This window comes from Amycolatopsis sp. FU40, assembly GCF_021903635.1.
Lineage (GTDB): Bacteria > Actinomycetota > Actinomycetes > Mycobacteriales > Pseudonocardiaceae > Amycolatopsis > Amycolatopsis dendrobii.
In genome coordinates this window covers 4,058,722-4,072,204 of sequence record NZ_CP091381.1, presented here as the reverse complement: position 1 = coordinate 4,072,204, position 13,483 = coordinate 4,058,722, and the positions used below count along the sequence as shown (strand labels likewise).

At 71.1% G+C, this 13,483-nt stretch carries 11 protein-coding genes; 6 read left to right on the top strand and 5 right to left on the bottom strand.

Annotation, left to right across the window (positions count from 1 at the left end):
• Nucleotides 1–13: 13 nt before the first annotated feature.
• From L3Q65_RS19515 to L3Q65_RS19505, 3 genes are read right to left on the bottom strand one after another with little or no spacing between them, the layout of a single operon-like run.
• Nucleotides 14–1,696 carry a DUF885 family protein gene (locus L3Q65_RS19515; RefSeq protein WP_237600487.1) on the bottom strand — a complete coding sequence of 561 codons (1,683 nt, stop codon included), beginning with the start codon at nucleotides 1,694–1,696 and terminating at the stop codon, nucleotides 14–16.
• A gap of 33 nt (nucleotides 1,697–1,729) precedes the next feature.
• Complete coding sequence (locus tag L3Q65_RS19510; RefSeq protein ID WP_182893248.1) at nucleotides 1,730–3,142, bottom strand: MFS transporter; 1,413 nt, start codon at nucleotides 3,140–3,142, stop codon at nucleotides 1,730–1,732.
• Nucleotides 3,132–3,596, bottom strand: a complete 465-nt coding sequence (locus L3Q65_RS19505; RefSeq protein ID WP_182893247.1) for an SRPBCC family protein — start codon at nucleotides 3,594–3,596, stop codon at nucleotides 3,132–3,134. The genes L3Q65_RS19510 and L3Q65_RS19505 overlap by 11 nt, the downstream gene beginning before the upstream one ends.
• 254 nt (nucleotides 3,597–3,850) lie before the next feature.
• Here L3Q65_RS19505 and L3Q65_RS19500 point away from each other — a divergent pair, with 254 nt between their 5' ends.
• Nucleotides 3,851–5,935 (top strand): prolyl oligopeptidase family serine peptidase, encoded by a 2,085-nt coding sequence (locus L3Q65_RS19500; protein WP_237600486.1) that lies wholly within the window; start codon nucleotides 3,851–3,853, stop codon nucleotides 5,933–5,935.
• A 114-nt stretch (nucleotides 5,936–6,049) separates the two neighbouring features.
• Here L3Q65_RS19500 and L3Q65_RS19495 read toward each other — a convergent pair whose 3' ends face one another.
• Complete coding sequence (locus L3Q65_RS19495; RefSeq protein ID WP_237600485.1) at nucleotides 6,050–7,312, bottom strand: CdaR family transcriptional regulator; 1,263 nt, start codon at nucleotides 7,310–7,312, stop codon at nucleotides 6,050–6,052.
• A gap of 300 nt (nucleotides 7,313–7,612) precedes the next feature.
• Between L3Q65_RS19495 and L3Q65_RS19490 the strand changes: the two genes are divergently transcribed.
• Nucleotides 7,613–8,911, top strand: coding sequence for an FAD-binding oxidoreductase (locus L3Q65_RS19490; RefSeq protein ID WP_182893244.1), 1,299 nt, complete (start codon nucleotides 7,613–7,615; stop codon nucleotides 8,909–8,911).
• Nucleotides 8,912–8,953: 42 nt separating this feature from the next.
• Here the strand turns inward: L3Q65_RS19490 and L3Q65_RS19485 are convergent, their stop codons facing one another.
• Nucleotides 8,954–10,453, bottom strand: a complete 1,500-nt coding sequence (locus tag L3Q65_RS19485) for an FAD-binding protein (protein WP_237600484.1) — start codon at nucleotides 10,451–10,453, stop codon at nucleotides 8,954–8,956.
• Nucleotides 10,454–10,595: 142 nt separating this feature from the next.
• Between L3Q65_RS19485 and L3Q65_RS19480 the strand changes: the two genes are divergently transcribed.
• The 4 genes from L3Q65_RS19480 to L3Q65_RS19465 all read left to right on the top strand — a co-directional run bounded on the left by L3Q65_RS19480 (nucleotide 10,596) and on the right by L3Q65_RS19465 (nucleotide 13,470).
• On the top strand, nucleotides 10,596–11,198 hold the full coding sequence (locus tag L3Q65_RS19480) for a TetR/AcrR family transcriptional regulator (protein ID WP_182893242.1): 603 nt from the start codon (nucleotides 10,596–10,598) through the stop codon (nucleotides 11,196–11,198).
• 96 nt (nucleotides 11,199–11,294) lie between these two features.
• Nucleotides 11,295–12,068: an SDR family oxidoreductase gene (locus L3Q65_RS19475; protein ID WP_237600483.1), complete on the top strand. Its 774-nt coding sequence runs from the start codon at nucleotides 11,295–11,297 to the stop codon at nucleotides 12,066–12,068.
• On the top strand, nucleotides 12,068–12,712 hold the full coding sequence (locus L3Q65_RS19470) for a PaaI family thioesterase (protein WP_182893240.1): 645 nt from the start codon (nucleotides 12,068–12,070) through the stop codon (nucleotides 12,710–12,712). The genes L3Q65_RS19475 and L3Q65_RS19470 overlap by 1 nt, the downstream gene beginning before the upstream one ends.
• The gene (locus L3Q65_RS19465) at nucleotides 12,709–13,470 is read left to right on the top strand and encodes an SDR family NAD(P)-dependent oxidoreductase (protein WP_237600482.1); all 762 of its coding nucleotides are present in this window, start codon (nucleotides 12,709–12,711) and stop codon (nucleotides 13,468–13,470) included. The genes L3Q65_RS19470 and L3Q65_RS19465 overlap by 4 nt, the downstream gene beginning before the upstream one ends.
• Nucleotides 13,471–13,483 lie beyond the last annotated feature (13 nt).

Genomic DNA, 13,483 nt, shown 5'->3' with positions numbered 1-13,483 from the left:
GCGGACCACGGTGTCATCCGGTGGTTTGCTCCGCAACGAAGTCTGCCGTGTTCTCGCTGACGGCGGTGAGCGGGAGCGCACCGGGACCGAGGACGACCTCGTGGAAGGCGCGGACGTCGAAGGCGGCCCCGAGTTTCCGCGCGGCTTGTTCGCGCAGTTCCCAGAACTTGAGGAACCCGAGGCGGTAGCCAAGCGCTTGGCCGGGCATATCAGTGGAGTAGCGCAGCGTTTCGGTGTGTATTTGAGGCGGCGATTCCAAGGTCGTGGCCGCCATGTACGCCTCCGCCTTCTCCAAGGACCAGCCGAACGCGTTGAGCCCGGTGTCGACGACGAGTCGTTGCGCGGTGAGGCGCTGGTGCACGTAGTGGCCGTACCGGTCCCAGGGATCGGCGTAGAGGCCCATTTCGGTCCCGAGCGAGGCGGCGTATTCGGCCCAGCCTTCGGTGTAGGCGCCGAGCAGTTCGGGGGCGAACTTGCCGCGGATCGGGTGCAGTGCGGTGTCTTCTTCCTGGCGCGCGAGGTGGAAGTGGTGCCCGGGAACGAGTTCGTGAAAGATCAGGGTCGCCGCGTTGATCTGTGATCGGCTGTCGAGCCCGGATCCGTTGTAGCGGTAGCGGCCTGCGGGATTGGCCGGTCCTGGTTGTTCGTAGTACCCGTAGGACAGTCCGGCTTCGAGTTCGGGATCGAGGCGTTCGACTGTGTGCGGTGCCTTGGGCAGCACCGAGAACCAATGCCCCAGCAGCGGTTCGACGGCGGCGAGGTGGCGCTGGTAGGTCGCGGCGACGTCCTCGGCGCGGCGGGCGTGGAATCGTTCGTCCGCGTCGAGGACGCTCCGGTAGGCGGCTTCGTCGCCGTCGAACCCGATCTCGGAGCGCAGTTTCGCCATCTTCTCGGTGAGCTCGGCGACCTGGGTTTGCCCGATGTCGTGCACCTGCTCTGGTGAGATGTCATAGGAGGCGTACTGCCGTACCAGTCGCCGGTATGCTTGCTCGCCGCCGGGGTATTGGCCGAGCCCGACCCCTGGTGTCGCGGTGTCTCGTGCCGGACCGTCGAGGTAGCGCAGCAGGGAGTCGACCGCGGGCAGTACGTCGTTGGTCACGGCGCGGCCAAGTCCGTCGGCGAGCCTGCCGCGCAGTGCGGGGGAGAGGGGCTCGATGCGATGCTCGTCCAGGCTGAGCCACCGCTGCGTCGCGGCGCGCAGGCCGACGACGGCGGAGACGAATCCTGGCAACGCCGCTCGCGGCGTTCCCCATCCGCGCTCGGCCTGCGCACGAAGCTTCGCCTCCGCGCCGCGTACCCGCCGAGCGAGATCCCCAGCGAGGGAAAGGAAAAGCTCGACATCGGCGTTCGGGTCGGCGAAAGTGATCGCGCCGAAGGCTTGCGGCGCGGTGAAGCTGAGCTCGAACAGCTGGTAAGGCGCGACCGGGAAGTGCCACCACCACGATTGGTCGGCGCACGCCCACTGGTCGGCGATGAAGTGCAGCAGCGCGGCCGTGTCCCGGTCGAGCGCGGCGTCGTCGGTCTCGGCGAGTGCCGCACGCACGGACCGGCCCGTCGCGGCCCGTTCTTCCGCCTCGTCGAGTGACCCGTTCGGCAGGTGCTCGACGGGACGGCCGGCGCGCAGCGCGTAGTGCGGCTCGGTCCGCAGGACGTGGTCCCACACCCGGTCGGCGAGGGCTCGGACGGTCGGGGCCATGTGCGTCTCCTTGGTCGGACGGATGCGCGCGGTTCAGCGTGCGGCGGTGAGCCGCGCGGGGAGCCGGAAAGACACCGCTGCCACGAGCGCCCCTACCGCGCCCGCGCCGAGGAAGACCCAGGTGATGGCGTTCCAGGTGGGCAGCTGGGTGCCCGGAAGCAGGTCGAGGGCCATGACGGTGGCGGCCAATTGGGCGCCGACCGCGTTGCCGACAGCGCGCAGCACGTAAGCGAGCCCGGTCACGCTCGCGACGCGGTCGGCGGGAAGCGTGAGCGCGATGATGTTGACGCCCTGAGTGAGCCCGGTGCCGATGGCCACCCCGACCAGTCCGGCGCCGACGGCGAGGACGAAAGCGCTGGACCGGCCGCTCACCATGATCAGTCCCGCCGCGAGCAGCAGCGCCCCGGAAAGCACCATCACCATGCGCGAACCGACCAGCCGCTCCAGCCGGCCGGTCAGCGGGGCGGAGACCGCGCCGAGCACCCCGAGCGGGAACATGATCAGCCCGGTGGCGACCGCGGTCGAACCCAGCCCGTACCCGGTCGCCGCCGGCGCCGCCGCGATTCTCGGCACCGCGATCATCAGCACCGCCGAGGACACTCCCGCGGCGAACGCGGTCACGTGCACGATCAGCACCGCGGAGCCGCCCAGCCGCAGATCCACCAGGGGGTCGGCGACGCGTCGCTCGACGAGGACGAACCCCGCCAGCGCGACGATCGCCGCCGCGCCCAGCCCGAGCACGGGAGCCGACGCCCACCCGGTCGAGGCGGCGAAGGTGATGGCCAGCAGGAGCGCGACCACTCCGAGGCCGAGCAGGGCTGCGCCGGCGGAGTCGACCCTGCCGCGTACCGAAGGCGGATAGGAGGGCATCACGGCAACCGCGAACGCCAGCAGCGGAACGAGCACGATCAACGCCAGCCAGTACAGCCATTGGTACGGGAGCGCGGAGAGCAGCGGCCCGGCCAGCAGCACCCCGGCCGCGTTGGCGACGGCCAGTCCTCCGACGAACAGGCCGTTCGTCCGGCGCAACCGCTCGGGCGGTTCGGTGTCGCGGACGATGCCGACGGCGAGCGGCACCAGGCCGACCCCGGCGCCCTGCAGCCCCTGGCCGATCGCGAACACCAGCACCGACGGGGCCAGCCCCGCGGTCGCGATCCCCACGAAGACGACCGCGAGCACACCGAGGAAAACGCGCCGCCGGTCGCGGATGTCGGCGAGCCTGCTGACGACCGGCGTCGCGACCGCGCCGACGAGCGCCATCGCCGAGATGATCCATCCGGCTTCCGCCTGAGTGGCGCCGATTCCGCCTTGAATGAGCGGCAGCGCGGGCACGATCATGGCTTCGAGCAAGCCGTAGACGAGCACGGCACCGACCAGCAACGCGCTCACCGATCGCGTTCGGCCCCTCGGCGCCGGCAGGCCGCTCGCCACCACTTCATTTTTCATCGCCCGCCACCTCCTCCTCGACCAGCCGCTTGAGCGTGGCGAGTTCGGCGTCGAAGCGAAGCCGGTTCGCCGCCCGGTAATCGTCCGCGGTCATCGCGCCGTCCATTTCGTGCCGGCTGTAGACCTCGTAGCTCACCAGCGTCGAGCCGGCCAGCGGGACGAGCTGCCACGCGGCCCACCCGGGATCGTCCGGGGCTCCGGTCAGCAGCTTCACGACCTTGCGGAAAGGCGGTTCGAGCACCACCGTCTCGACGGCCAGGCGGTACTCGACGCCGTCGATCGTCTCCCGGGCGACCCGGACCTCCCCGACGGCGCCCGGCTCACCCGATTCCCGAACCGGTTTCGCCCCCTGTTTCCACCTGTCCGGATCGAGCAGCAACGGCCAGATCGCGGCCGGTTCCGCGGGAATCTCGACGACGTTGCGGGTGACGAGGTCGACCGTGCGTGCGGACATGAATACCTCCAGGCGGGGGGGCGAAGGCGGCGAACCCGGTACCCAGCTTGCGATGCGGACTCGCCGAGGAGAATTGGACAAACGTCGGGCAGTTCGGCGCGGCGGTCCGACATCTGGCGCGGGCGACAGCTGTCGCGTCCCCGGGCGCGGAGTCGCAACGCTTGTCTGCGGCCGCTAGCGACGGCGAATCCTAAGCTGAACCGCACGATTGGCGCGGAGCGCGTTCCTTGCCCACACAGAACCGAGGAGCACGGGTGACGACGGAAACGGCGGACGGGAATACCAGCGAGCAGGTCGTGACGGTCGGGGCGGTGACGTTCACCGACGAGAACCGCTGGCTGCGGGAGAACACCCCGGAGACGCTCGCCTGGCAGGAACGGGAGAACGCCGCCACCACGGCCGCGATCCGCGGCTGGGCGCACTTCGGCGAGATCCGCGACCAGCTCGGACGGACCGTCGCGGACCAGCCGTCGAACGCGGAGATCTGGGGGACCACGACGCCGCGCCGCATGGGCCGGTTCTGGTTCCGGCTCGCCGCGGTCGCCGCCGACGACCCGACGCTGGGCCTGTGGGTCTCGGAAACCGCGGACGGCCCCCGCACTCTTCTCGTCGACCCGCGCGACCCCGCGTTCGGCCAAGGCTCGCAGCTGCTCTGGTACGAACCGGCCCCCGACGGAGCACGGGTCGTGTTCGCCGCTTACCCGCTGGGACAGACGATCGGCACGCTGCATGTCGTCCGCACCGAAGACGGCCGGATGCTGCCGGTCGAGGCGCCGCGCCACGTCGCCGCGGGCGCGACTCCTGGCTGGCTGCCGGACGGTACCGGGTTCTACACGGCCGACCGGACGGACACCGGCGAGCACCGGCTGTGCTTCGTCCCGGTAACCGCGGGCGTCCCCGCCGAGGCCGACACCGTGTTCCCCTGCGACCAGTTGCCGCACAACACCTTCACGCTGACCGCGCAGGTGTCCCCGGGCGGCGCCCGGGTCGTCGCCCTCGCCGGGCAGCACGAGCAGATCGCCTGCCGCCTCCTGGACCGCGCCACCGGCGAATGGCGGCCCTTCCTCCCCGCGGACTACCGCGGCGAGTGCCACGGGGTGTGGTACGACGACGACACCTACGTCGCGGTGGTCACCGGCGACGCGCCGCGCGGCAGAGTGGTCGCCGTCCCCGTCGCCACCTCCGCCGACGAACGCACCTGGCGCGAACTGGTGCCGGAGTCCGAAGCGGTCCTGCGGTGCGTCCGCAAGCTCGGCGACGACCTGGTCGTCTGCGAGATCCGGGACATCGCGGTCGAGTTCCGGGTGGTCGGCGCGACCGGCGAGGCGAAGGCGGCCGTCCCGATGCCCGGTTCCGGTTCCTCGCCCACCGCGATGGCCGCCCGCCGCTTCGAGCGTTCCACCGAGCTGACGTTCACCCACGAGACTTTCCAGCAGGCGTCGGTGGACTACCGCTACCTGCCCGAGACGAACGAACTCGTCCGGCTGAGCGAGAGCGGCCGGGCCTTTCCGGACCTGACCGTCGACCGCGCGTTCGCCACGAGCCGGGACGGCGCCCGGATCCCGTACTTCGTCGTCCACCGGCCCGATCTCGACCGCAGCAAGCCGCAGCCGGCCTTCATCGAAGCCTACGGCGGGTTCAACCAGGCGCTGATGCCCCACTACCTCGGGAATGTCGGGCCGTTCCTCGCGGCGGGCGGCGTGTACGTGCAGGCGAACCTTCGCGGGGGCGCCGAATACGGCCGGGAGTGGTACGAAGCCGGGCGCTTGGCCAACAAGCAGAACACCTTCGACGACCTGTTCGCCGTCGCCGGCGAACTGATCGCGACCGGGGTCAGCGAACCCGGACGGCTCGCCTTCTACGGCAAGAGCAACGGCGGCATGCTCGCCGGCGTCGCGCTCGTGCGCCGGCCGGATCTCTGGGGCGCGGTGGTGGCCGATGTGCCGCTGCTGGACATGCTGGAGTTCCAGAGCCCCGGCAACCCCGCGGCCAAGGAAGCGCGCGGGGCGTTCCTCGAGGACTACGGGGACGTCACGGACCCCGAGGACTCCCGTCGTCTCGCCGCCTTTTCCCCGTACCACAACGTTCGCGTCGGCGTGCGGCATCCGGCTGTGCTGCAGATTTTCGGGGAGCACGACTTCGGCTGCGAGCCGTTCCACGGCCGCGTCTTCACCGCGCGGCTGCGCGCGGCCAGCGCCGCGAACAAGCCGCTGCTGCGGGTCCGGAAGGACTACGGCCACCTGCCGGCGACGCGGGCGCAGGCCATCGAACACCACGCGGAGATCCTCGCGTTCGTCATGGACCATCTCGGGATGAAGCCAGCTGCCGGCAACCTGTGAGAGATGATGGCGTTGGTGCGGTGGTTTCCGGCGGAGCAGGCGGAAAATCCGCTTGGGCGGCGCCAACGTCATGCCCAGCAGTCTTGCGGCTGAGGGGTGCGCTTTCCTGGTGGGTCAGGACACCGAGCGCAGCGCGGCGGAAGAGGTCTCCGGAGCCGTCTGGTTGCGGTAGGCGGCGGCCAGGGTGCGCAGTTTCAGTCCCAAGTGGAGGGTGAGCCGGTCTTCGCCTCGGTTCAGGTCGCATTCGGTGATCGCTTCGATGCGTTTGAGCCGGTGGTACAGGGTGGCCCGGTGCACCTTGAGCTCGCCCGCGGTACGGGCGACATCGCCCGCGTTGTCGAGGAACGCTTCCAGCGTCGTGACGAGCCCGCGTTGGCCGTCCTCGCGTTCCAGGACGGCGAGCGCCGGCACCTGCGCGGCGGCGAGCAGATCCTCGGCGGGCATTTTCATCAGGAGCGCGTAGGGCCCCAGTTCGTCCCAGCGGGCGATCGGTCCGACGGAGGGGACGAGCTGTGCCGCGCGCACTGCGAGGAAAGCCTGCCGGTACGACTCGATGATGTCCTCGATCCGGGCGACGGGACCGCCGATGCCCAGCACGAGTTGCCCGTCGTGGTGGGTGAGCTGGTCGAATCGTGCGGTGAGGCGGTCGCAGACGGTCTCCGTCTCGCGCCGCGACAACGGCCGCGGCTGGGCGATCACCAACCAGGCCCGGGACTTGTTCGCGGCGACGAGCGCGGAGCCCTGCGCCCCGCAGTACTGCGCGATCGTGTCCTGTGCGTCCTCGAGCGCCGCCTCCATGGCCACCGTCTGCGGGGATTCGGCTCCCCGGTGCTGCACGCCGAGCACCTGGAAGTGCATGGCCGTCGCGGGGAACAGCTGCTCGGCACGCAGGTCCTCGACCGCCTGCGAACGGATGGCCGGGTCGGTGGCCACCAGCTCCCACAGGATCGCCTCGTGCCGGGCCCGGGTGCGTTCGTGCACGATGAGGTCCCGGTACAGCACGACGCCGGCGCGTTCGGCGGCTTCCCGCGCGCTCTCCTTGTCGTGCTCGGTCAGCGTGGCATCGGGGTCGATGAGCCACAGGTAGCCGAGCAGCAGACCGGCACAGCGGATCGGTACGCACAGCCGCGGCAGCGTCCCTTCGTTCGGCACGGCCACCAGGCCCGGGCTGGTCCACTGCGCGATGCCCTTGGCGAGGATCTGCTCGCACAACCGCGGGTCGAGCGAGCGGTTGAGCACCGAGAAGACCCGCGTCGTGTCCTCGTCGCCGAAATGGCGGCTCGCCGCGAGCAGCCGGATCTGCGGGTCGTCGATCGCCACCGACCGCTGCAGCCGCTCGGCGAGGGTGTCCACGACCTCCTGCAGCTCATCAGCCATGAGCGCTTACCTCCGCTGGTACGGGCCAGCGTCCACTGTCTCCCACCACGCCTTCGAGGACAAGCGACACCTGTCGTGCGCGGTGGCGGTCCGGCGCGACAGATGACGCGTGCAGGCTGCGCGGTCAGGTCGGCTGACGCAGGGGACAGGCGGCACCGCGGGTCGACAGTGGTCGCGGTTTCGCGCGCGGAGATGCGGCGAATGCTTGATGCCGCGCGACTGCGCGCCTGCCGACAATGGCCGTGTCATCGTGCGTGCCCGGCGTGGCGCACGGGGTTTCCGTGAGGGGAGTGGGGTTCCATGGCCGCCGATGTCGTGGTGATCGGTTCGGGCGTTGTCGGTGCTTCGGTCGCGCTGGAACTCGGCAGGCGTGGGTGGCGCGTGACGGTCGTCGACAAGGCCGGGGCTCCAGGCCACGGTTCCACGGCCGCTTCGAGTGCGGTGGTGCGGTTCAACTTTTCCACGCTGGCCGGGGTCTCCGCGGCCTGGGAGGCGCATTTCGCTTGGCGGGCGTGGGCGGAGCACCTCGGTTGCGACGTCGGGCAGCCGGCCCGGTTCGAGCGGTGCGGGCTGGCGATGCTGGACGTCCCTGCCGCGCCGCGGTCGGCGTATGTGCCGCTGTTCAAAGAGGCCGGGGTCCCGTTCGAGGAGTGGTCGAGCGCGGAGCTGCGGGAACGGATACCGGGTATCGACGTCGGCAGTTACTGGCCGCCGAAACGCCTTGACGACAACCGGTTCTGGGCGGACGCGGAGTCCGCATTGGGCGCGGTGTACACGCCCGACGCGGGATTCGTGACCGATCCGGCGCTGGCCGCGCAGAACCTGGCCGCCGCCGCGCGGTTCCACGGCGCGCAGTTCCGCTTCCGCACGACCGTGTGCGGCGTCGAGCGGGCCGATGGCCGCGTGAGTGCGGTAGTGCTGGGCGACGGGACCCGGATTCCGTGTGCCGTGGTGGTCAACGCCGCCGGCCCGTGGTCGACGCGCGTCAACGAACTGGCCGGGGTGGGCGCGGATTTCACGGTGTCGTGCCGGCCGTTGCGCCAGGAGGTCGCGCACGTGGCGGCGCCGCCGGGGTATCAATCCGGTGCCGGGGTCGGGATTTCGGTGGCGGACATGGACCTGGGCACGTATCTGCGCGGCGAGCCCGGCGGGGGTCTGCTGGTCGGCGGCACGGAACCGGAGTGCGATCCGCTGCAGTGGGCGGACGACCCGGACGCGGTCGCGACGCACCCGACCATGGCGGTGTTCGAGGCGCAAGTGACCCGCGCAGCCCGGCGGCTGCCCGAGTTGACGGTCCCGAACCGGGCGCGGGGGGTGGTAGGGGTCTACGACGTCGCCGACGACTGGACCCCCATCTACGACCGCACCGGGCTCGACGGGTTCTACGTCGCCATGGGCACCAGCGGCAATCAATTCAAAAACGCCCCGGTCGTCGGCAAGTTCCTCGCCGCGATCATCGAACAGACCGAGAACGGCACGGACCACGACACGCGACCGGCGCAGTACCTCGGCGAACACACCGGGCTGGAGATCGACCTCTCGGCCTTCTCCCGCAAACGCCCTCGCAACACGGAAAGCTCGGGCACGGTGCTCGGTTGACGCGCCTGGCCCGCGGTGGTGTGGGGCTGCGCGGCAATCCGGCTATTTTCCGGCCTGTGCCACCAGATCGTCGACGGCCCGCGCCGCGAAAGCCATCGCCGTGCCCAACGGAATTCCCGGACCCGGGTAGTAGCTTCCGGTCATGGACGCCGCCGAATTGCCGACCGCGTAAAGACCTGCCACCGCCGAGCCGTCCTCGCGCAGCACCCGCGCGTCCGGATCGGTCACCAGACCGCCCTTCGTGCCCAGGTCCGACAACACCAGCCGGGCAGCGCGAAACGGCGGGCGATCCACCGGCACCAGCACCGGATTCGCGAAATGCCGCGCGTATTCGTCTTCGCCCCGCCCGAAATCCTCGTCGCGCCCGGCTTCGGCGAACGAGTTGAACCGGGCCGCCGTCTCGGGCAACCCGGGAGCGTCGATCAGTTTCGCCAGTTCCGCGAGCGTGTCCGCCTCCACCCAGGTGCCAGCCGCCAGATGGTCGTCCGGCCGTCCGCCCGGCAACGCGATCGCGGGCAGCCGGCCGCCCTCCCGGCTGTCGAACACGAGGTGCGAGGGGACCCGCCGCGCCGGGTCTGCTGCCATCTCACGGCCCATCTGGTCGTATGGCAGCGACTCGTTCGCATAGCGCCGCCCGTCGCGGTCGACGACGAGACCGCCGCGGAAGCCGAGCGTGAACGACGCGCCGCCGTCCGGCATCGCGATTCCCGGGCACCACCAGCCCTCGTCCATCAGGTCGACGGCCGCGCCGAGTGCGAGCGCCGCCGCCAGGACCTGGCCGCGGTTCGTTTCCGCGGGTGCCATCGACCACGCCGCCGAGCCCGGCACGCCGGACTGTTCCCGCAGGTCCGCGTTCCGCTCGAACCCGCCCGCGCCGATGAGCACGCCGCGGGTCGCCCCGATCCGCCTCGAGCCGGCACCGACGCCGACGACCCGGCCGTCCTCGACCACCAGTTCGTCGACCGGAGTTCCGGTGAACACAGTGCCGTTGCCGGTCGCGTCGAAGGCCAGCAGCAGCCGGCCGATCAGCGCGCGGCCGCCGTCCAGCGGGGCGTCCCGGTGCCCGCGGCCGGCGCGGTCGCGGTCGACCGGCGGACGCACCAGTTCGGCCCGGTCGCCCAGTTCGGAGAGCGGCAGGTCGACCGGCACGAACGAGCGTCCGCCGGGGACCCGGCCCGGCCGGTCGAAGTAGTCCGGGAACGCCCGCCATTCGAACTCGAGCGCCGGATCCGCCTCCAGCGCCGCGACCAGTTCCGGCGCCTTCGCCAGGAACGCCTCCTGCCGCCCGGTCCGGTCCTCGCCGAGCAGCGCGCGCAGGTACTCGCGCGCGGCGGCGGTGGAATCCGCGACGCCGAACCGCTCCTGCACCTGTGTGCCGGGCAGCCAGCAGGCCGCGCCGGAGTAGGCGGAAGTCCCGCCGAGCAGGTCCGCGCCCTCGACCACCGCGGTGCGCAACCCGGCCCGGGCGGCGAGGTACGCGCCGGTCAGCGCGCCCGCGCCGGAGCCGGCCACCACCACGTCGAACTGGTCGTCGAAAGCCATGAGTCCTCCAAGTCGTCGCGACCCGGCGAGCCAACCGCATCGCCGCCGCGCCCGGGCGCGGTCATCCCACTCACCGGTAGCGGCGGCGCCCGGTGGGAGGATCGTGGGAGAGAATGGCCTGATCACGAGCGGAGGAGTCGCGGTGCCGAGAGTCGCCGAAAACCGGGCGCCGGCCACGCCGAGTTCGCCCGCGCAGCAGGAGCGCTACCGGCGCATCCTGCGAGCGGCCGCGGACCACGGCGCCGAGCACGGTCTCGACCGGATCCAGATGCTCGACGTCGCCCGCGACGCCGGCGTCGCCATCGCCACGCTGTACCGGTACTTCCCGTCCAAGACGATCCTGTTCACCGCGCTGCTGCACAGCCAGGTCGAGCAGCTGGACCGCAACAGCGTCCCGGTCGAACCCGGGCAGGAACCGGCCGAGGCGGTCGCGCGCGTGCTGGTCGACGCCGCCCGCCGCCTGCTGGAACGGCCGCGGCTCGCGCAGGCGATGCTGCAGTCGAACAACGCGACCGTCGCGGGGGAGTCGCCGAACATGGCCGCGGCGGTCGAGTTCGCCGATCTGATCCTGCGCGTCGCCGGGGTGGCCGAGCCCAGTGACCACGACCGCCGTCTGGTCCGGTTGATCGAGCAGACCTGGTACGGCGTGCTGACTTCGCAGCTCAACGGGCACATCACCGCCGAGGAGGCGGAGGCGGACACGGTGCTGGCGTGCCGGTTGCTGCTGGCCGGACTGGGCCGCTGACCGGCTTCTCCCGGTGACCGGGATCGACCCGCCGTGCGCGCGCGGAGTCCCCGTAGCGTCGCGGCCGTTCCCGGAACCACACTTCAGGAGGCCGTCATGCCGCGCACCGTCGTCGTCACCGGAGCGAGTTCGGGGATCGGGGCGGCGCTCAGCGGTCTCCTCGCCGAACGCGGCGACCAGGTCCTCGGCGTCGACCTCGCGGGCAGCGACGTCGACGCGGACCTCTCGACCCCGCACGGCCGCGCCGCCGCCGCCGAGGAGGTCGGCAAGCGCACCGGGCACGTCGACGCGGTCGTCACCTGCGCCGGAACGTCGAATCCCGGCGAAGCCATGGTCACGGTGAACTACTTCGGCAGCACCGAGTTCATCGAGGCCCTGCAGCCGCTGCTCGCGAAGTCCGAGTCGCCGCGGGTCGTCCTGGTCGGCTCGATCTCCGGCACCCAGCCGAACGACCCCGCGGTGGTCGAGGCCTGCCTGCGCGGCGACGAGCAAGCCGCGCTGACCGCTGCCCGCGAGGCGATCGCGGACAATCGCGCGCTGCAGCTCTACCCGTCCTCGAAGTCCGCGATCGCGCAATGGGCGCGCCGGACGTCCGTCTCGGCGGGCTGGGCCGACGCGGGCATCGCGGTCAACGTGGTCGCGCCCGGCGTGGTCCGGACGCCGATGACCGACGAGCTTTTCGCCGACCCGAAGATGAAGGCCGTGATGGACAAAGCGGTCCCGATGCCGCTGCACGGTTACGCGGCCGCGGAGGACGTCGCGCGTGTGCTGGTGTACTTCGCCGACGCCGCGACCACGCACATCACCGGCCAGGTCGTCTACGTCGACGGCGGCGCCGAGGCGACCCTCCGCCCGGCGGCGCACTACTGATGACGACTTACGCCGAAAACGTTCCCTTGTCACCGGTCCCGAATGACGACGGCATCGACGCTGCCGCCGCGGCCGCGCGCCGGGTCGTCAACGCGCTCCTGCACGCTGGTGCGGGCAGCGCCGCACCGATGTCCGACATCGCCCGCGACCTCAACCGGATCGCCGCCCAACTGGAAGAACACGCGCCGGAGCGCCAGGAGCGGTTCGTCGGAATGTGGGCCGGGCGGCCTCGGCACGATCCTGTCACCGGCCCGGAAAACGCGCTCGCGCCGCCGCTGCGCCTGCACGGCCTGCCGGACGGATCGGTGACCGGCACGGTGACGCTCGGCTTGCCGTATCAGGGCCCGCCCGGCTGCGTGCACGGCGGGATTTCCGCGCTGCTGCTGGATCACGCGCTCGGCGTCGCCAACAGTTGGGGGCCGGGACCGGACGGGATGACCGGCACCCTCAGCGTCCGCTACCACCGGACGACCCCGTTGTTCGAGGAGCTGACCGTGCGTGCGCGGCAGCAATCCAGCGAGGGCCGGCGGATCCACACGACCGGCGAGATTCTCGCCGACGGCCAGGTCTGCGTTTCCGCGGACGGCATTTTCGTGGCGAAACACGTCGCACGACCGGTTGCCCCGGACGAAGGAGGCCGATGAACACGCTCGCGGGCCGGGTGGCCCTGGTGACCGGCGCCGGACAAGGCGTCGGGCAAGGAATCGCGCTGGCGCTGGCGGGGGAGGGGGCGTCGGTCGCCGTCCTCGGGCGTACGCGCGGCAAACTGGACGAGACCTGCCGCCTCCTGCGCGAGCGGGGAGCTTCCGCGGAACCGTTCGAGTGCGATGTCGCGGATACCGCGTCGATTCCCGGCGTCGTCGACGAGGTCGGTTCGCGGTTCGGCCGACTGGACATCCTGGTCAACAACGCATACTCCGGTGCCTTCGGTCCGTTGCTGGAAATGAGCGACAAGGATTTCGCGCGCGGTTTCGAGACCGGCCCGTTCGCGGCTTTCGCCTTCATGAAAGCCGCCCACCCGCATTTGAAGGCGACCGGCGACGGTTCGATCGTCAACCTGGTCACCTCAGCGATGGTGCGCTGGGATCCCACCGCCTACGGTGCTTACGCCGCAGCGAAACAAGCCTTGCGCTCGCTGTCGCGCACTGCTGCCGTGGAGTGGGCGCGCGACGGGATCCGGGTCAACGCGATCGCGCCGCACGCGTTGTCGCCCGGGTTGAAATGGTGGACCGAACACAATCCGGAAGAGGCCGCCGAATTCGTCGCGACCATTCCGATGGGCCGGATCGGGGAATGCGAGGAGGACATCGGCCGCGCCGTCGTCGCGCTGGTCGGCTCCGATCTGCGCTACCTGACCGGAGCCACCGTGCCGCTCGACGGCGGCCAAGCCTTCTTCGGCTGAGCTTTTCTGAGGA

Coding starts and splice junctions, on each gene's coding strand:
- L3Q65_RS19470 (WP_182893240.1), top strand. CDS start 12,068: ATGACGACTTACGCCGAAAACGTTCCCTTGTCACCGGTCCCGAATGAC.
- L3Q65_RS19485 (WP_237600484.1), bottom strand. CDS start 10,453: ATGGCTTTCGACGACCAGTTCGACGTGGTGGTGGCCGGCTCCGGCGCG.
- L3Q65_RS19510 (WP_182893248.1), bottom strand. CDS start 3,142: ATGAAAAATGAAGTGGTGGCGAGCGGCCTGCCGGCGCCGAGGGGCCGA.
- L3Q65_RS19475 (WP_237600483.1), top strand. CDS start 11,295: ATGCCGCGCACCGTCGTCGTCACCGGAGCGAGTTCGGGGATCGGGGCG.
- L3Q65_RS19465 (WP_237600482.1), top strand. CDS start 12,709: ATGAACACGCTCGCGGGCCGGGTGGCCCTGGTGACCGGCGCCGGACAA.
- L3Q65_RS19495 (WP_237600485.1), bottom strand. CDS start 7,312: ATGGCTGATGAGCTGCAGGAGGTCGTGGACACCCTCGCCGAGCGGCTG.
- L3Q65_RS19505 (WP_182893247.1), bottom strand. CDS start 3,596: ATGTCCGCACGCACGGTCGACCTCGTCACCCGCAACGTCGTCGAGATT.
- L3Q65_RS19515 (WP_237600487.1), bottom strand. CDS start 1,696: ATGGCCCCGACCGTCCGAGCCCTCGCCGACCGGGTGTGGGACCACGTC.
- L3Q65_RS19490 (WP_182893244.1), top strand. CDS start 7,613: ATGGCCGCCGATGTCGTGGTGATCGGTTCGGGCGTTGTCGGTGCTTCG.